The 22362-nt window shown below is 59.2% G+C and carries 24 protein-coding genes; 13 read left to right on the top strand and 11 right to left on the bottom strand.

The window, feature by feature from the left end; all coding sequences use genetic code 11:
- Positions 1-229: hypothetical protein (locus ACODTZ_RS34255; protein ID WP_489031597.1), on the top strand; the 229-nt coding region annotated here is incomplete at its 5' end.
- A gap of 543 nt (positions 230-772) precedes the next feature.
- Here ACODTZ_RS34255 and ACODTZ_RS34250 read toward each other — a convergent pair.
- From ACODTZ_RS34250 to mctS, 5 genes are all read right to left on the bottom strand, one after another.
- Complete coding sequence (locus ACODTZ_RS34250) at positions 773-1891, bottom strand: TRAP transporter substrate-binding protein (protein ID WP_489031595.1); 1119 nt, start codon at positions 1889-1891, stop codon at positions 773-775.
- A gap of 70 nt (positions 1892-1961) precedes the next feature.
- On the bottom strand, positions 1962-3542 hold the full coding sequence (locus ACODTZ_RS34245; RefSeq protein WP_489031593.1) for a TRAP transporter large permease: 1581 nt from the start codon (positions 3540-3542) through the stop codon (positions 1962-1964).
- Between the two features lie 14 nt (positions 3543-3556).
- Positions 3557-4105 (bottom strand): TRAP transporter small permease subunit, encoded by a 549-nt coding sequence (locus ACODTZ_RS34240; RefSeq protein ID WP_489031591.1) that lies wholly within the window; start codon positions 4103-4105, stop codon positions 3557-3559.
- A gap of 117 nt (positions 4106-4222) precedes the next feature.
- Complete coding sequence (gene mctR / locus ACODTZ_RS34235) at positions 4223-4870, bottom strand: two-component system response regulator MctR (protein WP_489031589.1); 648 nt, start codon at positions 4868-4870, stop codon at positions 4223-4225.
- Positions 4867-6252, bottom strand: coding sequence for a two-component system sensor histidine kinase MctS (gene mctS, locus ACODTZ_RS34230; RefSeq protein ID WP_489031587.1), 1386 nt, complete (start codon positions 6250-6252; stop codon positions 4867-4869). The genes mctR and mctS overlap by 4 nt, the downstream gene beginning before the upstream one ends.
- Positions 6253-6763: 511 nt before the next feature.
- Here mctS and ACODTZ_RS34225 point away from each other — a divergent pair.
- The 6 genes from ACODTZ_RS34225 (at position 6764) to ACODTZ_RS34200 (ending at position 11645) form a co-directional block, all read left to right on the top strand.
- Positions 6764-7573, top strand: coding sequence for a CE1 family esterase (locus ACODTZ_RS34225; RefSeq protein WP_489031585.1), 810 nt, complete (start codon positions 6764-6766; stop codon positions 7571-7573).
- Positions 7574-7655: 82 nt separating this feature from the next.
- A complete protein-coding gene (locus ACODTZ_RS34220; protein WP_489031583.1) occupies positions 7656-8255 on the top strand; it encodes a hypothetical protein in 600 nt (199 codons plus the stop codon).
- 103 nt (positions 8256-8358) lie between these two features.
- Positions 8359-8823 (top strand): YHS domain-containing (seleno)protein, encoded by a 465-nt coding sequence (locus ACODTZ_RS34215; RefSeq protein ID WP_489031581.1) that lies wholly within the window; start codon positions 8359-8361, stop codon positions 8821-8823.
- A gap of 72 nt (positions 8824-8895) precedes the next feature.
- Positions 8896-9129, top strand: a complete 234-nt coding sequence (locus ACODTZ_RS34210; protein WP_489031579.1) for a hypothetical protein — start codon at positions 8896-8898, stop codon at positions 9127-9129.
- A gap of 42 nt (positions 9130-9171) precedes the next feature.
- Complete coding sequence (gene dsbD, locus ACODTZ_RS34205; protein ID WP_489031577.1) at positions 9172-10998, top strand: protein-disulfide reductase DsbD; 1827 nt, start codon at positions 9172-9174, stop codon at positions 10996-10998.
- A 35-nt stretch (positions 10999-11033) separates the two neighbouring features.
- Entirely contained in the window at positions 11034-11645 is a 612-nt protein-coding gene (locus tag ACODTZ_RS34200) for a DsbA family protein (protein WP_489031575.1), read from the top strand.
- A gap of 29 nt (positions 11646-11674) precedes the next feature.
- Here ACODTZ_RS34200 and ACODTZ_RS34195 read toward each other — a convergent pair whose 3' ends face one another.
- The 6 genes from ACODTZ_RS34195 to ACODTZ_RS34170 form a co-directional block, all read right to left on the bottom strand.
- Entirely contained in the window at positions 11675-12874 is a 1200-nt protein-coding gene (locus tag ACODTZ_RS34195; RefSeq protein ID WP_489031573.1) for an epoxide hydrolase family protein, read from the bottom strand.
- Positions 12875-12898: 24 nt separating this feature from the next.
- Positions 12899-14122, bottom strand: a complete 1224-nt coding sequence (locus ACODTZ_RS34190; protein ID WP_489031571.1) for a CaiB/BaiF CoA transferase family protein — start codon at positions 14120-14122, stop codon at positions 12899-12901.
- A gap of 7 nt (positions 14123-14129) precedes the next feature.
- Positions 14130-15287 carry an OpgC family protein gene (locus ACODTZ_RS34185; protein WP_489031569.1) on the bottom strand — a complete coding sequence of 386 codons (1158 nt, stop codon included), beginning with the start codon at positions 15285-15287 and terminating at the stop codon, positions 14130-14132.
- Positions 15259-16887, bottom strand: coding sequence for a thiamine pyrophosphate-binding protein (locus tag ACODTZ_RS34180; RefSeq protein WP_489031568.1), 1629 nt, complete (start codon positions 16885-16887; stop codon positions 15259-15261). Before ACODTZ_RS34180 ends, ACODTZ_RS34185 begins: the two co-directional genes overlap by 29 nt.
- Positions 16888-16961: 74 nt before the next feature.
- A complete protein-coding gene (locus ACODTZ_RS34175) occupies positions 16962-17444 on the bottom strand; it encodes a hypothetical protein (RefSeq protein WP_489031566.1) in 483 nt (160 codons plus the stop codon).
- Between the two features lie 27 nt (positions 17445-17471).
- Complete coding sequence (locus ACODTZ_RS34170; RefSeq protein ID WP_489031564.1) at positions 17472-18800, bottom strand: tetratricopeptide repeat protein; 1329 nt, start codon at positions 18798-18800, stop codon at positions 17472-17474.
- Positions 18801-19078: 278 nt separating this feature from the next.
- Between ACODTZ_RS34170 and ACODTZ_RS34165 the strand changes: the two genes are divergently transcribed.
- From ACODTZ_RS34165 to ACODTZ_RS34140, 6 genes are read left to right on the top strand one after another with little or no spacing between them, the layout of a single operon-like run.
- Positions 19079-19759: an SDR family NAD(P)-dependent oxidoreductase gene (locus ACODTZ_RS34165; RefSeq protein ID WP_489031605.1), complete on the top strand. Its 681-nt coding sequence runs from the start codon at positions 19079-19081 to the stop codon at positions 19757-19759.
- Between the two features lie 7 nt (positions 19760-19766).
- The gene (locus ACODTZ_RS34160) at positions 19767-19982 is read left to right on the top strand and encodes a hypothetical protein (RefSeq protein ID WP_489031562.1); all 216 of its coding nucleotides are present in this window, start codon (positions 19767-19769) and stop codon (positions 19980-19982) included.
- 1 nt (position 19983) lies between these two features.
- A complete protein-coding gene (locus ACODTZ_RS34155) occupies positions 19984-20145 on the top strand; it encodes a hypothetical protein (protein WP_489031560.1) in 162 nt (53 codons plus the stop codon).
- Positions 20142-21233, top strand: coding sequence for a Rieske 2Fe-2S domain-containing protein (locus tag ACODTZ_RS34150; RefSeq protein ID WP_489031558.1), 1092 nt, complete (start codon positions 20142-20144; stop codon positions 21231-21233). The genes ACODTZ_RS34155 and ACODTZ_RS34150 overlap by 4 nt, the downstream gene beginning before the upstream one ends.
- The gene (locus ACODTZ_RS34145) at positions 21233-22003 is read left to right on the top strand and encodes a hypothetical protein (protein WP_489031603.1); all 771 of its coding nucleotides are present in this window, start codon (positions 21233-21235) and stop codon (positions 22001-22003) included. Before ACODTZ_RS34150 ends, ACODTZ_RS34145 begins: the two co-directional genes overlap by 1 nt.
- Positions 22000-22212 (top strand): hypothetical protein, encoded by a 213-nt coding sequence (locus ACODTZ_RS34140; protein ID WP_489031556.1) that lies wholly within the window; start codon positions 22000-22002, stop codon positions 22210-22212. The genes ACODTZ_RS34145 and ACODTZ_RS34140 overlap by 4 nt, the downstream gene beginning before the upstream one ends.
- The last annotated feature ends 150 nt before the right edge of the window (positions 22213-22362 follow it).

The raw sequence follows: 22362 nt of genomic DNA, 5'->3' as shown, positions 1-22362 counted from the left end.
AGGTGCCATCATCAGCCGGAACGGGCGCATTCTTACAATTAAATGCCAAACGACAGACCGCCATCGCGTCCTCCGGGCCTTCGAACTGCAATCCGCGATCGCTCTGGGAATAGCGGCGCCGAATGACATTCAAGTGCTGTCGAAAGTTGGCACCATCACAAACATCACACCCGAAATGAAAGAGCTGTCATGGAATGGTCTGCGCGCCATGACAGATTTTGATCGCTGATCGATCGCGTGATCGGCCGGGGATCTTCCGACCGAAGGATAAGCGCAACGCCGATCGCGACGATCGTGACGATGACAAGGATCGTTACAATGTTGGCCAGCGTGTTTCGACGGATTTTGTTGCCTTCCATACTTCAAATCTAGGCGGGGTGATGCGCAGGTCAACAGTTGGCCCGCGGGCTCGTCCCTGTTTCTATCGATGTGACGCTGGCGCCTGCCAGAAATCTTTGGATCTCAGGTGGCGTGTCGCGGGCATGAGGCCATTGCTGGATCGGTCACAATTCGAGTTGTTTCGATTCGGTGTTTCCGCTCGAGGCTGGACGACAGCCAGACAGCTCGCCCGCGATGGGCCGACTGCGACGAGGGCGGCCTCAAAGGCCGCTTTCCTCCGCTTTGCCATCATCAGGTCGGGTGGGCGCAAGCGCCACGCGGGTTTGACGCTGAGCATACTGGGGCGGCCATATTGCTTCCTTCAATCTGACGCATAATCCCCCTGTTTATTCTGAGGGATGGAGGGTCGGGATGTCTTCGACCCTCCAGTCCATTACTTCTTGGCCGCCGCTTGGGCGGCATACATGTAGCTGTCATAGCTGTATTCGGCGACGCGGAACCATTCGAAGCTCTCGTCGCGGAACTTCTTCCAGCCGGGATAGATCTTCGCCCAGGTCGGATGCTTCTCACTATATTCGCCGTATAGCTCGAACGACGCCTTGTAGGCCGCATCCATCACGTCGCGCGGCAATGGCCGCAGCTTGACACCCTTTGCGACGAGTGAGCGAATGGCCGCCGTGTTTTTGACGTCGTAAAGGGCCTGCATGTTGATGTTCGCGGCCTTGCAGGCAGTATCGAGCGCCGCTTTGTAAGTATCGGGCAAGCCGTCGTACTGAGCCTTGTTGATAAAGAAATGGATGGTCAGCCCACCTTCCCAATAGGCCGGGTAGTAATAGTTTTGCGCAATTTGATAGAAGCCGAGCTTCTCGTCGTCGTAAGGGCCAATCCATTCGGCCGCATCGATCGTGCCGCGTTCGAGTGCGGGATAGATGTCCCCGCCCGGAAGCTGCTGGGGAACAACGCCGAGACGCGACATCACCTCGCCGGCAACGCCTGCAATGCGCATTTTGACGCCTTTCAGGTCGGCGACCGATTTGATTTCCTTGCGGAACCAGCCACCCATCTGGGCGCCAGTCGCGCCACCGGGAATACCGACGACGCCGTAGTCGGACAGGAATTCGTTATAGGCCTCGTTGCCGCCGCCATGATAGAGCCAGGCGTTCTGCTGGCGGCCGTTCAGGCCAAACGGGATGGTGGAACCGATCGCAAAGGTCGGATCCTTGCCCGTGAAATAATAGCCGCACGTATGGGCAAGCTCGACCGTATTGGCCTTGACAGCATCGATCGCCTGGGCGCCCGGCACGAGTTCGCCCGCCTGGAAGACCTGGATCTGGAATTTGCCCTCGGTGATCTTGTTCAGCGCGTCGGCCATTACAACGGCACCGCCATAGATCGTATCGAGGTTGTTGGGGAAGCCGGAAGTCAGGCGCCATCGCAGTGTCGGCGTGCTCTGGGCGATTGCGGGAGCGGCAAGCGAGGCGCCCGCAACGGTCGCAGCACCTGCCAGCGCTCCTTTCGTCAAGAAGCCTCTGCGGCCCATGTTCTTCGTCATGATTATCCTCCTCGGTTGAACGACGCTGCCGCCATGCGGCAGTGTTCTGGTGATGGTTACGGCTTGAGAATCAAGGTTTGCTTCCGTTTTGCTCCGGGGCGCTAAAACTTGGCGTCGGTGAGCCGAAATCGGGTGCGGGTGCATCGAAGGCCGGAGGAGCGGTTTCGCTCTCGGAAGGTTCTGCTCCAAACGGCGCTGCCGGTGTTCCGAACGGATTTGCCCCGTCCTCGCCCGGCATCGGCACATTGAGTTCGATCGTCGACGGATCGACCGTTACGTGGCCGGACTTGTAATGCGTTACGAGCTGCGGAAACGCGATGACGATGATCACCATGGCAAGCTGAATGCCGAGATAGGGCAGGGCACCCATGTAGATCTGGCCTGACGTGACGGGCTGGATCGTCGCGCCTGTGATCCTGTCCTTGTAGGCGCGTGTGGGCGCGACTGAGCGCAGATAGAAGAGCGAAAAGCCAAAGGGCGGATGCATGAACGAGGTCTGCATGTTGATCGCCAGCATGACGCCGAACCAGATCAGGTCGATACCGAGGCTGTCGGCGACAGGGGCGAGCAGCGGGATGATGATGAAGGCGAGCTCGAAATAGTCGAGGAAGAAGGCCAGAAAGAAGACGAGCAGGTTGGCGACGATCAGGAAACCTACTTCGCCGCCCGGGATCGAGGTCATCAGATGCTCGACCCAGACGTGTCCGTTGACGCCATAGAAGGTGAGCGAGAAGACACGTGCGCCGAGCAGGATGAAGATCACGAACGACGAGAGTTTTGCGGTCGCGTAGAGGGCAGACTTGATCATCGCCAGATCAAGGCGACGATTGATCGCGGCAAGTGCCAGCGCGCCGACGGCCCCCATGGCGCCACCCTCGGTCGGCGTCGCAAGCCCGATGAAAATCGTGCCGAGAACGAGGAAAATCAGGACCAGTGGCGGCACCAGTGAGATGATGACGCGTTGGAAGAGCTTCCAGCCCCTCAGTGTTCGCGCCTGTGCCGGCAATGCCGGCACGCTCGGTGGGCGAATGATCGACATGGTGATGATGTAGATCGCGTAGGCGGCAACGAGCAGCAGGCCCGGCACGAGTGCGCCCTTGTACATGTCGCCGACAGAGCGGCCAAGCTGGTCAGCAAGGATGATCAGGACCAGGCTCGGCGGGATGATCTGCGCCAGGGTGCCGGAGGCAGCGATCGTGCCGGCGGCCACGCGCCGGTCATAACCATAGCGCAGCATGATCGGCAAGGAGATCAGGCCCATGGAAATGACCGAAGCGGCAACGACGCCGGTGGTGGCTGCAAGGATTGCGCCGACAAAAATGACGGCGAAGGCCAGGCCCCCGCGCACCGGGCCGAACAGTTGGCCGATCGTGTCGAGCAGGTCTTCGGCCATGCCGCTTCGCTCTAGGATCAGGCCCATGAAGGTGAAGAATGGGATCGCAAGCAGTGTTTCGTTCGACATCTGACCGAAGATGCGATCAGGGATCGCTCCGAACAGATTGATGGGCAAAAGTCCCATCTCGATACCGATGAAGCCGAAGATGAAACCGACGAAGGCGAGCGCGAAAGCGACCGGGTAACCGAGCAGCAGTACGACGATCAGTGACAGGAACATGATCGGTGCGAGGTTTTGCGCAAAGAAAGCAAACATAATGTGGTTCCGCCTTAGAGGGTCTGCGCTTCGGCGTCAGCGATCGCGATCGCGTCGGGAAGATCACCGCGCAGGATCGCGATCCGCTTGATGAGTTCGGACAGACCCTGGAAGGCAAGGAGGGCGAATCCGAGTGGGATCATCGCCCAGACCGGCCACAGGATGAGGCCGCCGGTATTGTTCGAGACCTCGCCGGTCGAGAACTTTTCGACGACTGTCTGCCAGGAGAGATAGATCGTGATCAGGCAGAAGGGGAATAGGAAGAAGATTGTGCCGAGCACCTCGATCCAGAGCTGGGCGCGGCGTGACAGGCGACCAAAGACCAGATCGACCTTCACGTGTTCATTGCTCATCAGCGTCCAGGCCGCAGCGACGAGAAAGGCCGCGGAAAAAAGATACCACTGCGCTTCCAACCAGGCATTGGAGCTGAGGTTGAACAGTTTGCGGGTCGTGGCGTTGACCGCGCTGATCAGCACGGCAAGCAGCAGCAACCAGGAAACGGCTTTTCCGAAAAGCGTATTGATCGCGTCTATCGCGCGCGAAAGCGCCAGAAGTCCGGCCATGAAAGTCCTCCCCGAGGCCGCCTGAGGCGACCAAGGGAGACCTACGGAGTGCGGCTCAAGGGCGCAATATGGGAAACCAGCAATCGAGTGGTCTCTACCCAGAAGTGGGTAGATCGCTCAGAGCGCATGCACCAGACCATGTTCGATCGCCACGCGTGTTAATTCGGCTGTCGTTGACAGGCCGAGCTTTCGCTTGATGGTTTTGCGGTGCGTTTCGACGGTTGCGACCGACAGATCGAGCTGCGCGGCAATATGCCGATTGCTGTGGCCGGCAGCCAGCAGTGAAAGGATCTCACGTTCCCTCGGCGTGATCGGCAAGGGCTCGTTTTCTTCTTTCCGTTGTCTCTTCAGGAGGACGTCCGATACACCGGTGGAAAAATAGGTATCGCCTGCGGCAACGGTTTCAATCGCTGCGACGATTTCCTCATTGGGAACGTCCTTAAGAATATAGCCGGACGCGCCCTTGAGGACGGAAGCCGAAATATACTCGCGGCTGTCATGCATCGACAACATCAAAACCCTTGTCGAGGGAGCTGCGCTTTTGAAGAGTTCAATGGCATCGATACCGCTAATCTGCGGCATGTTGATATCCAACAGGATGATGTCAGGTGCTTCGACCGCGGCGATCTCCAGGCCTTGAGCCACAGCCGGCGCCGTGCCGATCACCCGGATATGCTGATAGGTTTCGAGGATCGCCCGCAGGCCTTCCAGCACCAGGGGATGATTATCGATGAGAATAACGGAGATCGATCGGTCCTTGTTCATGCTGCTTTGGTCGCCGGCTTCAGTTCATTCGCCGACTTCGGCAACAGGGCCGTCAGTGTCGTGCCGTTCTCATTTGTCTGAACGAGCAATATTCCCCGAAAATGCGCCATTCTTTCCTGCATGTTCCTGAGGCCCAAGCCACCGGAATAGGTTCCCTCGATAGCGTTGACAGTCTTCTGAAACCCGTGCCCATTGTCGGCGATCGCCATGCGCATGCGCCCCTTGGCGCCCCAGATTCGAATTGTAACCTCTGAGGCACCGGCATGCCGTTCGACATTGGCGAGTGCTTCCTGGGCGATGCGATAGAGCGCGGTATTTGCCTCCGGTTTCAGCGTTTCAGCGCTCGTCGATTCGACGGAAACCTGAATTCCGGTCCGTTCCTCGAAATGACTGCCGAGCGAGGTCAGCGCAGCCGTCAGTCCCAAATCGTCGAGGACACGCGGGCGCAATTCGTGCGACAGCTCCCGGACCTCCTTGATCGCCCCGTTCAGCGCGTCGATGCCACGATCGATTGCAGCGCTCGCGTCGGCAGCACTTGCTCTGACCTTGCGGGAGGCAAGATCAAAGGCATAGCGGACGCCGACCAGGTTTTGCGAAATTCCATCGTGCAGCTCCCGGGCAAGCCTGGATCGCTCTTCTTCCTGTGTGTCGATTATCCGCTGCGTCAGGAGCTTTTGCTTTCCATCCGCCAGACGGCGCTCGTGAAGGGTAATCCACATGCAGGTCGCAAAGACCAGGAGAACCGATGGGACCGCGATCAGGGTGACGATCACGAACGTTCGCCGGATGCTGTTTTCCAGTCCAGCCTTGGCTGTCTCCGTCTGGGCGAAGACGTCATCCAGATAGACGCCGGTACCGACCATCCAACGCCATTTGTCCAGGCCAGCGGCGAAAGACAGCTTATCCGCCATTGCTCCGGAAGATGGCTTCTCCCATTTGTACTGATGCAGTCCGCCGCCTTCCTTTGCCTTCTCGATCAGATTGGCGATGACCTTGTCACCATCAGGATCGACCAGGTCCAGCCAATTGCGGCCCGGGCGAAACGACTGACGGGGGTGGACGATACTGTTGCCGTCGTAGTCATAAACGAAGAAGTAGCCATCCTGTCCATAGTCCAGAGAGGTGAGGATGTGCTTGACCTGCTGCTTGGCTTTCTCATCCTCGAGACCTGCACTGTCGTAGACTTCCCTGATCGCCGAGAGCGCCAGGTTTGTGAGGTTAAGGAGTTCAGTTTCCTTGGCGTCCAACATGTTGCGTTCAAACGCGTCGATGCTGCTTTGCGCCAAAGTGGAGGATTGCCAGGTCGTGAAGGCCGTGATCAGAGCGATGGCCAAGACAAGTGGAAGTACGGCAAGCGCGAGGATTTGATGACGAAGTTGCAAAGCGAGTTCCTCTTGTGAGATGCCGACAATAATCCTGCTTTTTCATTCGACTCAAGATCGGACCTGACGTTCCATCTGCTTTAGGTTTCGCAACAGCTCTTCTGCTCAAGCGAGCATCTGCGAAAGGCGGGACCGAAAATTCTTGACGAAGGGCGACTATCGCTGTCGTTACAGCAATCTACAAATCGATCTCATATAAGCTGAAATGCGCCTGCCGGTGTCAAACCGGACATCGTCGTGCTGTCGGGTAAAAAGCGTTACTTCCGAGAAGCACGTCTGCTCGAACTGGACGACAGGTGTATTTGGAACATTGAATGTGCCGAAACCAAAAACTGGAGTCCGATTGAAGACGCGTCGAGCGTGGCCCCGGCTTTGGGCAGCTCACCGATTTCCCAACCACGATCCTAAGGGCTAGGGCGGGGGGCTCTCGTTAATTTGATTATGTGAGAAATTGTTCGCGGTCGTCTAAGGCCTTAGGCATTCTCACCAGTACTGGTGGAGGAGCATAACGATGGCTAATCGTTTTTTATTGTGTCTTTTGCTGCTGATGGCGATCCCGCATCAATTATTCGCCACCAACCCCTGCGGCGGTGCGACGGCCTGTCAGGTGCCGGATGGGAATTATCGAATCGAACTGCCGAGAGACGGTGCCCTCCGAGGTGCCTATGTTTATTTTCACGGCTACAAGAGTTCAGCAGAACTACAGATGCAACAGCGCCCTCTCGTTGAAACCGCTCTAGCACATCACCTCGCGTACGTCGCTATCGATGGGATCAACGGCAGTTGGTCATTCCCGCATAGCGCCCGTCCCGGGCGCGACGAGAATGCTTTTGTCGCCGCCGTTTTGAGCGATTTGAGAGAGCGCTACGGTTTCACGCCTGACAGAGTGATTATCGGAGGATTTTCCATCGGCGCTTCAATGGCCTGGTACACAGCTTGTCAGCAGGGGGACAAGGCGGCCGCCATGCTTACCTTCTCTGGAGTCTTCTGGGATCCGCTTCCGAAACCCGAGGACTGCGTTGCAGACGTTCCACCCATGATTCATTTTCATGGAACCGCCGATCAGACTTTTCCTTTGGCGGGACGCTCTCTCGGTGGCCATTTTCACCAGGGAAACGCCTACGACAGCATTGCGATCCTTCGTTCGCGCGCAAAATGCGATGCCAAGGATGCGAAGACGATCACGCTTGACGGCATCAAATGCGACGATGTTCCCGGCTGCATCCGGGGCGACAGCATCATGTGTATCCACAACGGCGGCCACGAGGCTCGCGCCGACATGCTCGACGCGGGCCTGACGGCCATCGGCTTTCCACGATGATGCTTTTCAACAAAATCAGCTGAAGCTCCTTGTAACAACCTGACTGCATCTTGCGAACTAGTTGATAGCAAGGTGTTCAGCCTTGGCGAACCTCGACCGAGAGGTTCGTTCCCACAGGTTACAAAGGAACTTGATCATGCTGCATTCCGTCGTATGTCCGAGCATGGGTCACGCCATCGTCCATCACTTCGGGGACGGCGCGGCTGTCTGGGGACAGGTGATCACATCGAGTATTGCGCACGTCGTTCAGTCCCATCGCGATTTTCCGATCGATTTTTCTCGCGTTCGTCCGGGCATTGTCTTCGAAGTCGAAACAGGTGCCGCGATGCAGCCGCACGTGATCGATGCTTCAACGCTGCGGCTTCATGTCGGAGCGGGTGCGTTTCGCCATGCTGCGGGAAGGGCGGATGCAACAGTCGAAGCCGTCGCTCGTATCGATGCCGGCGGCGACTGCACCCTGAAGGTTTGGGGAAAAGCGACGGCCGAGGAGCAGTCGCGCCAGGAGCAATCCCACAATCGCGACCCGGCTTCCATGATGCCGATCATTTTCAACGTGACGTTCTGGGAAATCTCTCGGGCAAACGGTGCACGTTTCGATCAGTTGCTGCGCGAATCTGCCGAGAAGGATCGCGAAATCCAAAGGCTTCGGGCGCAGGTCGCGCTTGCGATGTGTTCGCAATAGGACGCCGGCGCGGAGCACACGACTTCGTGAACGCTGCGCGATGTAACGTCCCGCCTGTCGCCTTCGTATGGGGTGCGTTCATCTCAACTGCAAAGGAAAGACTATGACCTTGTCCATCCCGCGTATCGTACCGCTTGCGGCCGCACCGTTCATCGCTTTTTCTTCTGCGACGATCGCTTTCGCCGATGAGATCTACGCAACCAACGGTGTTGCTATCAACGGTTACGATGCTGTTGCCTATTTCACCGACCATAAGCCGGTAAAGGGAAGCGAAGAATTTTCGACCTCTTACAAGGGTGCCACTTTCTACTTCGCGTCAGCCGCACACCGCAACACCTTCGCGAAGGACCCGGAACACTATGCTCCGCAATATGGCGGGTACTGCGCCTTCGGAACCGCCGAGGGGCACAAAGCGCCTACCCAGCCGCAGGCATTCACCGTCGTCAACGACAAGCTCTACCTCAATTACAACAACGATGTCGCAAAGACCTGGCGCTCGGATATCGGCGGCTACATCAAAAAGGCAAATGCCAATTGGGACGCTGTGAAAGCCCAGCCCGCCCCCTGACGGCCCCGTCACCAAACAACGCCCGCCCGCGCAAATGGGCGGGCGGAACATCGAAGCCAGTTAGGTCCGACCATGATTTCTGCACCTCGTATTGCCCATTACCACCCGAACCGACTTCGCGATTGTCAAAGATCGGTGGTCGCCGATCTCAACAACCTGATCGATCGCGCAGCGGCCATGGGTTGGAGCAGGCGGGAAGTCATCGTGGCCCTTGCCGACCTGTTGGACGCCGAACCTGAAGATGCGGATGGCTTGCTCCGCGCGATGGCCGATTACGCTGGCCAGCCGGCGCGGCATGTCGCCTAGCCGCCTGGCATTTCTACTGTTTCCACATTCTGTGAGCAAAGCATGCGCTTCCTGGTCTCTCTCTTATTGTCTATTTTCGCCGTCAGCCCCGTACTCGCGGCTGAGACACCGCTTGCGATGAACGAGGCTTTCCAGTTTTCCGTGGACCGCACGACATCCGGATCGATCCACCTGCGATGGCAGATGCCGCCAGGATATTATCTCTACAGGCAATATCTCTCAGCCAAGACCGCAGACGGCGCTTCTGTTCCGCTCGTTACAACGCCCGGAGTGGAAAAGAATGATCCGAATTTCGGAAAATCGGAGGTTTATTTCGATCGCGCCGATGCCGAACTTGGTTCTGTCAGATCGTCGGTGACAGTCACCTACCAGGGGTGCCAGGAGCATGGCCTCTGCTATCCTCCAGCCCGGCGCATCATCGATCCAACAACGCTTGCGGTGTCCGAGCAGCCGCTCTTTTCACCACCGACGGACGGACAATCGGGGTGGTCGAAGACGACAACGGCCGACAGCGCGAAGGATACGCTGGTATCCACACACGCCACGTCGGTTGTGGCTGCGGCAAATGAGGAGGATATCGTTGGCGGCTTCCTGTCGCGTGGTGGCATTCCACTTCTTCTGGCCGCCTTCGTTGGCTTTGGCATTCTCCTGGCCTTTACCCCGTGTGTTTTTCCGCTTTATCCGATCCTGGCCGCCACACTTGCGCGCGAAGGTGAAAAGCTGAATGCGCGGCGCGGCTTCGTCCTGTCTGCGAGCTATGCAATAGCGCTCGCCTCAGCGTTCGCGATCTTCGGGGCGGCCGCTGCCTGGACAGGAGAGAATTTGCAGATCGCCCTGCAATCACCGATCACGGTCGCTGCAGTTGCACTCATATTTGCTCTCCTTGCGTTGTCGATGTTCGGTCTGTTCGAGCTGCAGCTACCTTCGGCGTGGGTGGCGCGCCTCAGCCGGTCGGACAGGCGGCGGGGCGGGTCGGTTGGCTCGGCTGCCGTGCTTGGATTTTCCTCGGCCTTCATCATCGGCCCCTGCGTGACGGCCCCACTTGCGGGCGCGCTGCTTTATGTCGCTCGCACGGGAAATATCGCTCTTGGCGCAGCTCTGCTGTTTGCGCTCGGCCTCGGTAAGGGCGTTCCGCTGGTGATTTTCGGGACGGTCGGCTCTCAGGCCTTACCGCGCGCCGGGGCGTGGATGACATCGGTCAAACATGTATTCGGTTTTGTGTTCTTCGCCTTCGCGATCTGGATGGCGGAGCCGGTGCTTCCAGAATGGCTGCCTCTTGGCCTGTGGGCTGTCTGGGCAATGGCGATCGCCGTCTTCCTCGATGCCTTTAACGTCACGAAGGGCCGCACAACGCCCGTGCGCATGGGTCTACAGTCGCTTGGGCTTCTCGCCGCCGTCTATTCAGTGCTACTCGTTGTCGGCCTTGCAAGCGGCTCCATCGATCCCATGCGCCCGCTTAATGGGTTTGCCAGCGTGCGAACAGCCGCCCGGGTCGATCCGGAGGACCAGATGGCCTTGCTGTCCTCAATGCCGGAGCTTACTGCTCAGCTCGATGCGGCGCGTTCAGCTGGTAAGGCGAGCCTTGTCTATTTCACCGCGGATTGGTGCGTGAGTTGCCGCTCGATCGATCGAAACGTTTTCTCCAGCCCTGATGTCGCCAATGCGTTGGCGCCTCTGAAGACGTTCAAGGTCGATCTCACCAATATCAGCCCTGAGCAACGAGAACTCATGCGCGAGCTCGATGTGGTGGGACCGCCAACGATGATTTTCTTGTCGTCCGATCGCCGGCAGACCGGGAAACGGCTGGTCGGGGAGTTCGGCACCGATGAAGTCCTCAAAGCGGCTGCAGTCATTGGCAACGGTGCTTAAGCCCTACCGAGAATGTTCTGTAACAGGAAACCGAGATGTTTATTCGCAGACAATTCCTTTCGATCGCCGCCGGCGGCGTCGTTGCCGCCGTATCGGCTCCCCGGCTTGGTTTTTCCCAGCAGTTGACGGAGGACGAAGTCTTCCGTGATCCGGATGCTCCAGTTCTCGGTAACCCCAGGGGTGACGTGACCATCGTGGAATTTTTCGACTATCAATGCCCCTATTGCAAGAAAAGCCACCCGGACGTGGAATCGGTCGTCACTGAGGATGGCAATGTCCGGCTGATTATGAAGGACTGGCCTGTGTTCGGCGACGTTTCCGTTTTCGCGTCGCAAGCGGTGCTCGGCGCTAACGAGCTTGGCTCCTACAAACAGGCGATGGAAGCGTTGATGGCAACGCCGGCATCCCTCAGCGAGGGCGACGTCAAAAGACTTCTGACATCGGCGGGGCTCGATCTGTCGAAGATCGCCGGAGCAGTGCGGCGCAACGACAAGAAGATTTCCGATCTTCTAACACGCAATTACAATCAGGCGCTGGCGTTTAATTTCGGCGGAACCCCCTCCTTCGTCATCGGAAGAGCGACCTCTTCCGGCGTCCTAAGCAAAGAAGAGCTTCGCGACCTGATCAAACGGGCGCGGGCCGCTTGACCCGTTTGGCGCCGTCCTATTTCTCGGCTCTAGTTGCGAAGGGATCTGAACATCGCACGAAGATCGGTGATCACTGCCTCGGGATTTTCGTAGTAGCCGAAGTGGCCGCCGGTTTCGTGAGCGTTCAGATAGACCGTGTTGAAGAAGCCAGCGCGCGGACCCGATCTGAACACATCGATGCGCCTGTCGGTTGGCACTCCCGGCGGATTTTCTCCCCCGAGAAAGGTGATGCCCGTTGGCGCTTGCACGACGGGAACCTGATCGTGCGAAGGCTGCCAGGGGAAGCGGGCAGCGTCGGCGTAGGCGCGCATCGAGGATGCAGCAGTTCCGGTCGCCCAGTAGAGCATCGCCGTCGTGATCATGTGTTCGCGGGAATAGACTTTTTCCGGATCTCCACCGCCATCTCCCCAGGCGCGCCACCGCTCCAATAGCCATGCCAGAAGCCCAACCGGCGAATCCGTCAATCCGTATGCCAATGTCTGCGGATCGAGGACCTGAACGGCGAAGTGCGACACAAACTTCATCACATTTTCCGGCGGCCGGATCCTGCCGGTGTCCCAGGCACGAGCGGTCACGTCCCACGGCCGATCGCTGTTGAATTGGTCTAGCAGCATGGGGTGCATGAGGTGAACGCCATGGAGATGGGCAGCATATTTGTGACCAAGCTGCGAAGAGATGAGTGCGCCCCAGTCGCCGCCGCTCGCCGCATATCTTTCATACCCCAGTTGCTCGGTCATCAGGCAGTGCCAAAGATCGGCCGTGTCCGAGAAGCTGATGCCCGCACGTGGGGGTGGTCCGGAAAAACCGTAGCCGGGCAAAGATGGCACGATGACGTCGAAGGCATCCGCCGGATCGCCGCCGAAAGCCGCCGGATCGGAGAGCGGTCGAATGATCTTCTCCATATCCCAGAATGACCACGGCCAACCATGGGTGATGACGAGAGGTACTGGCTTTGGGCCTTTGCCCTTCTCGTGGATAAAATGGATATCGACACCATCAACGGCCGTCTTGAAGTTGGCAAAAGCATTCATCCGACGCTCGACAGCTCGCCAGTCGTATCCATTGCGCCAATAATCGGCCAGCGACTTCAGGTAACCGAGATTGACGCCATATCCCCAGTCGTCGTTACCGGGATCGTCGGGCCACCGGGTCAGGTCCAGCCTTCGTTTGACGTCGTTAAGGATGGCGTCCGAAATATCGATCACATACGGCAAGGGCTGTTGAGACACATCGAACTCCGTAAACTGATCGCTTTATCGCCGCTCCAGCGCTGCGCGTTCGTCTTCAAGGACGCGCAGCATCTGCATTATGTCTTCACGATCCTGATCGACATGCGGCGGAACGCGATCGAAACGCACCGGCGTCGCCGACATTTTGAGAGGGTTGCCCAGAAGCCTTAGCGGCTGCGCGTCGTCCGTTTCCATGTCCACGACCATCTCGCGCGCCACCGTGTGCGGATCTGAAAGCACCTGGTCGATTGTCGCTACCCGACCTGCGGGAATTTCGGCTGCGATGAGCCGCTGCTCCCAGTTCTCCGCCGTGTCGGCCTGCAAGGCCTGGGTCACAAGCTGGTCCAGCGCGTCAATGTTGACGACCCTGTCGCGGTTGCGGGCGAAGCGCCCGTCGTTGATAAGTTCGGGTGTGCCGATGGCTTGGCAGAAACGGGCGAATTGCTGATCGTTCCCGACTGCAATCGCGATATCTCCGTCGGCCGTTTTGAAGGTCTGATACGGGACAATGTTGGGATGCCGATTGCCGATTCGCCCAGGCACCTTGCCCGAGACGAGATGGTTCGTGGCGGCATTGATCAACCAGGCAACCTGCGAGTCATAGAGCGCCAAATCGATATACTGGCCCTCGCCGGTCCGGTCACGGTGACGGAGGGCAGCCAAGATGCCGACGGTCGCATACATGCCGCACATGACATCGGCGATCCCAAGGCCAACCTTCACCGGGCGACCGCCGTTCGCGTCACTGTCACCGGTAATGCTCATGATCCCGCCCATCGCCTGGATCAGGAAATCGTAGCCGGTGCGGTCGGCGTAGGGGCCGGTCTGGCCGAAGCCGGAGATCGCGCACCAGACGATATCCGGCTTGATCTTCATGACGTCGTCATAGCCAAGGCCACGGCGGGCGAGATCGCCCGGCTTGTAGTTTTCAACGACGACATCGGAAATTGCCACCAGCCGTTTGACGAGGGCGACCCCATCGTCAGCGGCAAGATCGATGGCGATCGATCGCTTGTTGCGGTTGGCCGAGAGGAAATAGGCGCTGAGATCGCTGTCGCTGCCATCGGCGCTCGGGACGAAGGGCGGACCCCAGCTGCGGGTATCGTCGCCGGAGCCAGGTCGTTCAACCTTGATAACGTCGGCACCGAGATCGGCGAGGAGTTGCGTGGCCGTCGGTCCAGCTAAGATACGCGAGAGATCGAGGACGCGCAGACCCTCAAGGCTGGCGGCTTTCTGATGATCGGACATCGATGCCTCACGATTTCCAGGGTGACGTTTTGAACCAGCGAACGAGATAGGCGGTACCGATCAGGGTCGCGAACCCGAAGAGGTTGCCGACCACCTCTGCGCCTGTCGTGCGGCCGGCATGATCGAGCGCGATGCCGATCGGCTGGGCGATCACCATGCCGGTAATGAAAACGGCGAGCGATTGTTGGCCCACGACCGTCAGGATCCGGACGAGCGGACCGCGTAGCCGTGCGCCATTTTCGCCGACGAGATGGACGGCGATGTAGCAGAGCGCCATGAAATGAACGAAGCGCAAGATGCCGAAATTGCTTTTGTCGGTCAGCGGAGCGATCCACTCCGCAGCCATCTGGAAGAACGGGTGAACCTCCTGGAAGCGAACCCAGGCGAAGGGCACAGTTGCGACCACGGCAACAACGGCAAGCATCATCAGACGGCGGTCATAGCCGGGCGCCGACAGGTGACCGCGCATCAGGAAGAAGCCGGTAAAGAACAGAAACTGCCATCCAAACGGATCGAAGAACCAGGGGCGGTCCGACCATGGCTCAGCCGGCAGATGCGTCAGGCCAAACTGCGTGGCAAGCCACAGGACGGTCATCAGAAATATCGGCAGGGCGTGGTGAACTTTGGACGCCAAGATCATCACCGGCAGCAGGGCGAGGATGACGATGTACATCGGCAGAATGTCGAAGTAGTTCGGCACGTAGGTTAACGTCAGCAAGCCGACTAGCAGGTGGCCCGGATCCTTCATGAACGGCACAAGGTTCAGGCTGTCGACATAGGTGACACCATCATAGCGCGTTCCGGCGACCACCATGATGGCGGCGACCACGATGAAGACGGCGATGTGCGCCCAAAATATCTGCCAGATGCGCTGCGCCACGCGGGCAATCAGCGCGACGGCACCGCTACGATCGTAGGTCGAGCCGAACGCAATGGCGGAGGCCATGCCCGATTGAAAGACGAACATCTCCGTGGCATCCGAAAACCCGAAGCGGGCCGGAATCCAGAGCGCCCAGCCGTCGTCCGGTATATGGGCAAGCAAGATGATCAGCATGCCGACGCCACGAAAAAAGTCGAGGCGCGGATCACGAGCCCGCTTGACCTTCGCACCAGGCGGGGGCGTCGCCTGGTAGGGATCAGAAAGCGCCGTCGTAGGCGCTGGCATCGAACCTGCAGGCAATGAGGCTGAAGCCCGGCCGGTGGTCGGCACCCTGAAGCTCGGTACGGAAGTCATCGATTGTCTCCACATTCACACCATAGCCACCAAACCCTTTGGCAACGGCAGCAAAATCTGTTTCACCCAGAGCGACGCCCGCCGGAGCGAGGCCGGCGGACGCCTGCTTCATTGCGATCAGCGCAAGGCTGCGGTCCTGAAACAGGACGATCGTTAGCGGCAGGCCGAGATCGCGAAGGGTCGCAAGTTCGCCGATACCCATTTCCAGCCCGCCATCACCCATGACAGCAAACACCCGTCGCGAGGGATCGGCCACCTTGGCGCCGATCGCCAGCGGCAATGCTGCATTCATCGTGCAGAAGCCGGCCGACTGGAGGAGAGACAGCGGTGTGGCGGCGCGCCATTTCTGCGAGAGAAGAATGCGGTGGGCGCCGCTGTCGACCGTGACCAGGCCATCTGTCCCGGCTGCCTCATTCAGGCGATCGACAATGGCGTGCGGCCCCCACGCGTCTTTCGTCGAAAAGAGGCGATCGAGCGCTGCTTTCGCCTCTACCGGCTCGTCGCTGGGCCATGTCTTACGCTCGACGAGCGAGCCGTTGAGCGCCTGTAATGTGCTTTTCGTGTCCGCAGAGACGTACGTCCCGGCGTGATGCATGGCGTGATCGGCAAGAGCTCCGGAGATATCGACAAGCTTCGTCTGGTCGGTCACGAAATCCAACCAGCCGAGCCGCATTTCGATCGGGTCATAGCCGAAGGCAAGCACTAGGTCCGCCTTGTCGAATAACGGAAGAAGGACCCGGTCGGCAAGCGGCGACAGTCCGGCGCCACCAAGGGACAGGGGGTGGTCCTCGGGAATGATGCCTTTCGCCTTATAGGTCGTGATAACAGGCGCTCCGATGGTCTCGGCCAAATGTTGCAGGGCAGGGCCGGCCTGATTGCGTGCAGTTTCAAGACCGACAAGGAGTAGGGGCCGTTCGGCTGCGCGAATTCGCTCAGCAAGGAGGCGAACGCCAGGATCCGTGACGGAAGCAGGGGTGATGAACCGTATTGGAGCCTTGGGAATGAACGCGCTTGGGCTCAAGCTCGCGGCAACGGCGGGCGAAAGGTCCAGGTGGACCGGCCCCATGGGTTCCGTCGTCGCGATCGCCAGGGCGCGCGCCACAGTGGACGCGGCGCTTTCCTGCTCCACTTCAAAAGAAGCCTTGACGAGTGGGCGCAGAAGCTGGGCGTGGTCGATCACCTGATGCGTATAGCGAGCCCGTGTTGCCCGATCGACGACCCCGGAAATCACGATCAGCGGAACCCGCTCCTGCACGGCGTCAGCAATTCCGTTGACGGCATTGGCAAGACCTGGGCCGACAGTCGTCACCAGAAGTTCCGGATTGCCGCTGATCGTGCTGGCACCCGCTGCCATGATCGCCGCAGAGGTCTCGTGGCGCGTCAGGTTGAACGTTACTCCCGCCGCCTGCAAAGCATCGATCAGTGTGACGATCTCACCGCCAGGCACACCAAAGGCATGGCGCACCTGATGTGCACGAAGGGTCTTGGCAACGATGTCAGCGACACGATTCGCATTTTTGGGTTGAGACATTACACGAGCCCCCTCGAAGTTTATTCTGAAGCGAGAAGCCCGCCCGGCGGATGGTTAGGACCGGGCGGGCCTCTTCAGCGTTCCGTCAGGCGGACGACGAACGCAACGACGGTGCCAAACAGGATATGGCCGATGAGCGAGGCCCAGGTCAGGGTGATGAAGCCGAGAAATGGCGGCAATCCCGCAAAGAGATGGGCCATCACGTAAAGCGCAAACACCCACAAGCCTGTTCCAAAGCCGATGCCGGTAAAGATCAGCGGCAGGCTCGGGAAGATCAGTCGCTGCAGCGGCCGGGCGATGAACAGATAGCCGATCGGATAGAAGATAATGCCGACGATGGCGTGGATGGCCTCGGCAGCCAGCAGATTGTTAAAGCCGAAGACGGACTGCACGAGAGCTGCAGGCTCCAGCGGCCCGCCGACCCAAAGCGGAGTGATGACGCGTGCCCAGATCTCCCAGGTGATATCCGCTGCGAGGCCCGCCAGCACGATCGTGCGCGCCAGGCTCGGTTGGATCTCCGGAAAGATTGCCGGCTTTTGCATTTCCATCATTGTCATGACTTTTCTCCTTGTTTGGGGATGCGCTCAGGCAGACAGGCGAATGCCGACTGACTGCTCGATGGACTGAAAGAGACGATCGTCCGCCTTCAGGCGTTGGCGGATCTGGCCAATGCGCGACACCGCGGCATTGTCGCCGCTGCGCCCCACCGCCTTGGCCAAGGCAAGCACGAAAAAGTCGCGCTGGGCATTGCTACCGCCGATCTTCGGCAGGTTCGCCACCATGCGGTCGATCATCCGTTGGTCGGCGGGGGCGTCGAGCCCTGCCAATACGCGCGCCATCGGCACGCCAATTTCGGCGGCAACACGCGCCTGATCATCCATGCCAAGCGCTTTGGCGTCGATTTGAGCGACGAGTTCTGCGACGCCCCTGCGATCGTCGATCGCGATCATCGCCGCGAGATTGTGCAGCGCCGCGAAGATCAGAGTGGTATCGGCCCTTCGCTGATTGGCGATTTCGGCGGCATCCATCCACCGGCCACCAACATGGATACCGGATTGCTGCATGCGCCAGAGAAGCGAAACGGCGTTGGCCATGTCGCGGAAATCGTCCGTCTGCTGCGGTCGCACCTCGTCGTCGTAGATCTGCAGAACACGATCGTGGTCGCCGCGCTCCAGATGCAGAAGAGCCAGATGCCACGCCATGTGGAACGAGAAGTTGTTGCAGCGCGACCAAGCCTTTCGGCTCCCTTCAAGCCAGTCGATCCCCTCTTGCGTGTCGCCACGCATTTCGAAGACATGAGAGACGGCATGAAGCCCCCAGGAATCGTCTGGCTGCAGCGCGGTCGCGCGCCGTCCAACGTCAAGCGCCTCCTTATAACGGCCGTGTTCTTCGAGTGAAAAGGCGTGGCAGCCGAGAATAAAGCCGGCGCCGCTGCTTGCGAGATCCAGGCTACCGACTGCCCTTGTGCTTGCGCTCAGCATGCCGGCCGCATCGCCCAGCATGAAGCGCAGGGCCTGAGAAATTTTGAACGGCAAAAATACGGTCGGACGGTCTTCGAAACCGTAGTCGAGTAGATCCGCAGCCCTGGAAAAGGAGCCGTCGACGGCTGCCTGGAGAGCTTTGACCAGAAGACGCTCGTCACCCGTTCCGCCACTTTGCGCTGCCAATGCGGCACGCGCGTCTTTCAACGCTTCGGCGGCAGGCGTCAGAGTTTCCGAGCGCGCCAGGATCAGGTTTGCAAAGCCCTTCAATGCGTGACCGGCGACATGATTAGGATCGGCCGCAATCGTCATCTGCAGCGCGGGACCTGTGTTCGGGCGATGGGTCGCCACACCGAAGACTGCATGCTCGAATGCTCGTTGCGCGTCGTTGCTGTCCGTGCTGGTTGTGAGGCCATATGCATCGCGTTTCATCTACTTTGCTCCTTGGCGAGAGACCTTCATGTCGATGGCAATCTGAAATTCGGGTCTGACAAAGGCCTGTACGGTCGCGCGACCGGGTTCGTTACAGCGGCTCCACAAGTTTTTTTGCTGGCGCAGCAATTTTCGCCGGCTGCGCGATGAGACTGAAAAAATTTAAAACATCTGTAACAAAACCGTAACCCGATCCGTATGACGCGGCAGACACAATATCGATCAGCCGATGGAGGGGCGTTGTCGTGCATGAAGTCTCGAAAAGCGCGATGGTGGTGATGGTCACCGGTGCGGGCGGCAATCTCGGGGCCGCGGTTGTCAAGGAACTCGTGAGCAACGGCGCGCGCGTCGTATCCGTCGAACGCAATTCCGGCGCCGACTTCGCGCCGGAAAAAAGCTCAGTCGGAGAACTTCTGGAAATCGGAGGAACCGATCTGACAGACATTTCCGCCTGCCAGGACGCTGTCCGACGGACGCTTGAAGTTTTTGGCCGACTCGATGCGCTTGTGAACACCGTCGGGGGCTTCCAGACAGGTCCAGTCGGAGAACTGGGCCTTCTTCAATGGGACCAGATGTTCCAGATGAATGCCCGCTCCGCCTATGCGATCAGCGCCGCGGTCCTGGCGCCGATGCGGCAAGCGGCTTATGGCCGTATCGTCCACGTTGCAGCGGCACCCGGATTGAAGGCTGGTGCCAATCAGGCAGCCTATGCTGCCTCGAAGGGGGCTGTCATCCGGCTGACGGAGGCAATCGCCGCCGAGAACCGCGACAAACGCATCACCGCCAACTGTATCCTGCCCGGGACGATCGATACGCCGCAAAACCGGGCGGCGATGCCGAATGCCAAGACGGATGGTTGGGTTCAGCCGACGGATATCGCCAAGCTTATCGGTTTTCTTGTCTCACCGGCGGGGGGCGTCGTCACGGGCGCGGCGATCCCGGCAACGGGCTGCGTGTGAGGGACTTATGCTCGATCCGTCTGATCCGATTTCCGCAGGGCTGATGTCATGGGCCGGCATCGGGCTTATCGTTGCCGCTGCGTTTCTACTTTATGGCTTCGACAAGGTCGATCCGGGCGCCCATGATGCCTATGCCGTGAGGCCTCTCCTCATTCCAGGCCTTGTTCTCCTTTGGCCTGTCGTCATCTGGCGCTGGCTGAGCCTCGTGAAGGGAGGACAGTAACATGCAGCGCCGCCATCGTCGCGCCCATACGGCGATCTGGACCGGACTTGCGGTCGCTCTGCCGCTGCTGCTTGCCATCATCTTTGCAAGCGCTCCGAAATTGCCCGCGGACGCACCGGCAATCCGTCTCGACGGCAAGACAGCTGGAGGAGGGCAACCGTGAGCGTATCCTACAAGCCGGTCATCTGGAACCGGACCAAAATGATCTATGATGGCGTCCTGTTGGCTGGGATCGCTATCTACATTCTCATCTTCCTGAAAGCTGGCCCACTTCTCTCGCCGGCATTGCGCGAGGTGGATCTACCTACTCAGCGGATGCGGGCTTTCGGTTCGCTAGCTATCCTGATGCTGACGATCGTGCTGGCGATCGGACCGCTCGCTCGCATCGATACACGCTTCATTCCACTGCTCTACAACAGGCGCCACTTCGGCGTGATGACCTTCATCGTTGCCGCGACGCATGCCTATTACGTGCTGGGCTGGTATTTTTCTTACAGCCCGACCCCGCAACTGACGGCACTGTTCACCAGCAATACCAGCTTCGCGAGCGTCGCCGGCTTTCCCTTCGAGCTTTTCGGAGTTTTTGCGCTCATCATTCTGGCCATTCTCGCGGTGACCAGTCACGATTTCTGGCTTTCCTTTCTGACGCCGCCCTTGTGGAAGGCGATCCACATGAGCGTCTATGTCGCTTATGCAGCAATTGTCCTGCACGTGGCGCTTGGGGCGCTGCTCGACAGGCGCGATCTCGCCCTTGGGCTGCTCCTGGTCGGAGGTTTGGCGCTGCTCTGCACTCTGCATCTGATCGCCGGGCGCCGTGAGGTTGGAGCAGATGTTGCGGCGTCGGCGAGGGCGCCAGAAGAACCCTGGATCGTAGTCGGCAACCTCTCAGAGATTGCCGAGGGCAGGGCGATCATCGGTGCGTCTCCAGGTGGCGAACGCATCGCGGTCTTTCGTTCGAAGGGTGGCCTGTCGGCTGTCTCGAATATCTGCTCGCACCAGAACGGACCAGTCGGTGAAGGCAAGGTCGTTCTCGGTTTCATCACCTGCCCATGGCACGGCTATCAATATCGCCCCGAAGATGGCTGTTCGCCACCGCCATTCCGGGAACGCATTCGCAAGTATCGGGTCCGGTTGCAGGGCTCGACAATCCTTGTCGATCCAGATCCGCTGCCGGTGGGGACAAAGCTCGATCCTGTTGCAATTCCAGCCGAACTTCTTCCCCCCACACCCAAGAAAGAGGGGCCAGCGTGATGCTGAAACCCGCCGAACGTGGCTTCTTCGTTGGATATTTCAAAAAGGTCCCCGCCGATGTCAGGGCGCTGATGATCGGCTTCATCGTGTTTTTCGTCGCCGGTATGGCCTCGGCCTCGGTGCTTCTGTCTCTCAATACCGAGAGCCCCGGAGCGGGAAGTTATGCCGACGAATTGCATGGCGAGCATCTGATCGGAACGATGGAAACCAGCCCTTATCCAGTCCTTCGTGTGCCGGCGACGGAGTCGAGACCTGCTCGCGCCGTCATGCTGGCAGGATCCGGCAAGTTTGGCATCGACGACAGGGCGTTGCCTCTGGCGGGGAAAGCCGCGCAAGTGGGTGGTGTCTTCGTCAAGCGCGGAGATCTGGAAATGCTGTTGATCGGGGGAGGGGACGATCTAAAGGCTGTCGAACCGCAGCCGATCGCCTTGCCGAATCCATCCCCGTCGGAAAATCTTGGCAGGTGGCGGCTGACAGGCGAGATCTGCGATGGGAAGTGCGGCGGCGGGGCGATGAAGCCGGGCACCGGGCTTGCTCATAAGGCCTGCGCCAATCTCTGCATCAATGGCGGTGTACCACCCGTCTTCGTTTCGACGGCGCCGGTCGAGGGCCATATTTTCTTTTTGCTCTCCTCTGCGAACGGCGGCCCCATGCCGGCTCGCCTTCTCGACAAGACCGGTGCGCCGGTCGTCCTGGAGGGAACGATCGAGAGACGCGACGATTTGCTGATCTTCAAAGTGGATGGATTCGCCGATGGAGCGGGCGCGTGAGTAATGAAAGCAATACAGACCCAAAGCATCATTTGATCGGACTTGCCGCCACAGCCCTTTCGGTGGGCCTGATCGTGTTGTTGTGGGGCTATGGTCTGGATTATCTTAGCGGCACGCCGTTCGAAGAACTGCGGTATGTGATCTTCGCGGTCGTTGTTGTCGGTCTGCTTTCCGGCCTGCAAACCATCTTCTCCCGATTCAGGCATTGAGCAGCCGATCCCAGTGACGGGTCCCCAGTAGGCCGTGGCGACGCCCGCGCCATGCTGCGATTGGTCGCCAGCATTTGTGCCCCCTGATGTAACAATATCGTCGATTTACACGAAATTGATGTGGGGATCGCAGAACAGCCATCCTCGCCC

It is taken from the genome of Rhizobium sp. FG113 (assembly GCF_057809895.1).
This window is presented reverse-complemented; position numbering and strand designations above follow the sequence as displayed.

Bases quoted from the DNA above. Each gene is read 5' to 3' on its own strand.
- ACODTZ_RS34250 (WP_489031595.1), bottom strand. From the start codon at position 1,891: ATGACGAAGAACATGGGCCGCAGAGGCTTCTTGACGAAAGGAGCGCTG.
- ACODTZ_RS34245 (WP_489031593.1), bottom strand. From the start codon at position 3,542: ATGTTTGCTTTCTTTGCGCAAAACCTCGCACCGATCATGTTCCTGTCA.
- ACODTZ_RS34240 (WP_489031591.1), bottom strand. From the start codon at position 4,105: ATGGCCGGACTTCTGGCGCTTTCGCGCGCGATAGACGCGATCAATACG.
- mctR (WP_489031589.1), bottom strand. From the start codon at position 4,870: ATGAACAAGGACCGATCGATCTCCGTTATTCTCATCGATAATCATCCC.
- ACODTZ_RS34225 (WP_489031585.1), top strand. From the start codon at position 6,764: ATGGCTAATCGTTTTTTATTGTGTCTTTTGCTGCTGATGGCGATCCCG.
- ACODTZ_RS34215 (WP_489031581.1), top strand. From the start codon at position 8,359: ATGACCTTGTCCATCCCGCGTATCGTACCGCTTGCGGCCGCACCGTTC.
- ACODTZ_RS34210 (WP_489031579.1), top strand. From the start codon at position 8,896: ATGATTTCTGCACCTCGTATTGCCCATTACCACCCGAACCGACTTCGC.
- dsbD (WP_489031577.1), top strand. From the start codon at position 9,172: ATGCGCTTCCTGGTCTCTCTCTTATTGTCTATTTTCGCCGTCAGCCCC.
- ACODTZ_RS34200 (WP_489031575.1), top strand. From the start codon at position 11,034: ATGTTTATTCGCAGACAATTCCTTTCGATCGCCGCCGGCGGCGTCGTT.
- ACODTZ_RS34190 (WP_489031571.1), bottom strand. From the start codon at position 14,122: ATGTCCGATCATCAGAAAGCCGCCAGCCTTGAGGGTCTGCGCGTCCTC.
- ACODTZ_RS34185 (WP_489031569.1), bottom strand. From the start codon at position 15,287: ATGCCAGCGCCTACGACGGCGCTTTCTGATCCCTACCAGGCGACGCCC.
- ACODTZ_RS34180 (WP_489031568.1), bottom strand. From the start codon at position 16,887: ATGTCTCAACCCAAAAATGCGAATCGTGTCGCTGACATCGTTGCCAAG.
- ACODTZ_RS34175 (WP_489031566.1), bottom strand. From the start codon at position 17,444: ATGACAATGATGGAAATGCAAAAGCCGGCAATCTTTCCGGAGATCCAA.
- ACODTZ_RS34170 (WP_489031564.1), bottom strand. From the start codon at position 18,800: ATGAAACGCGATGCATATGGCCTCACAACCAGCACGGACAGCAACGAC.
- ACODTZ_RS34165 (WP_489031605.1), top strand. From the start codon at position 19,079: ATGGTCACCGGTGCGGGCGGCAATCTCGGGGCCGCGGTTGTCAAGGAA.
- ACODTZ_RS34160 (WP_489031562.1), top strand. From the start codon at position 19,767: ATGCTCGATCCGTCTGATCCGATTTCCGCAGGGCTGATGTCATGGGCC.
- ACODTZ_RS34155 (WP_489031560.1), top strand. From the start codon at position 19,984: ATGCAGCGCCGCCATCGTCGCGCCCATACGGCGATCTGGACCGGACTT.
- ACODTZ_RS34145 (WP_489031603.1), top strand. From the start codon at position 21,233: ATGCTGAAACCCGCCGAACGTGGCTTCTTCGTTGGATATTTCAAAAAG.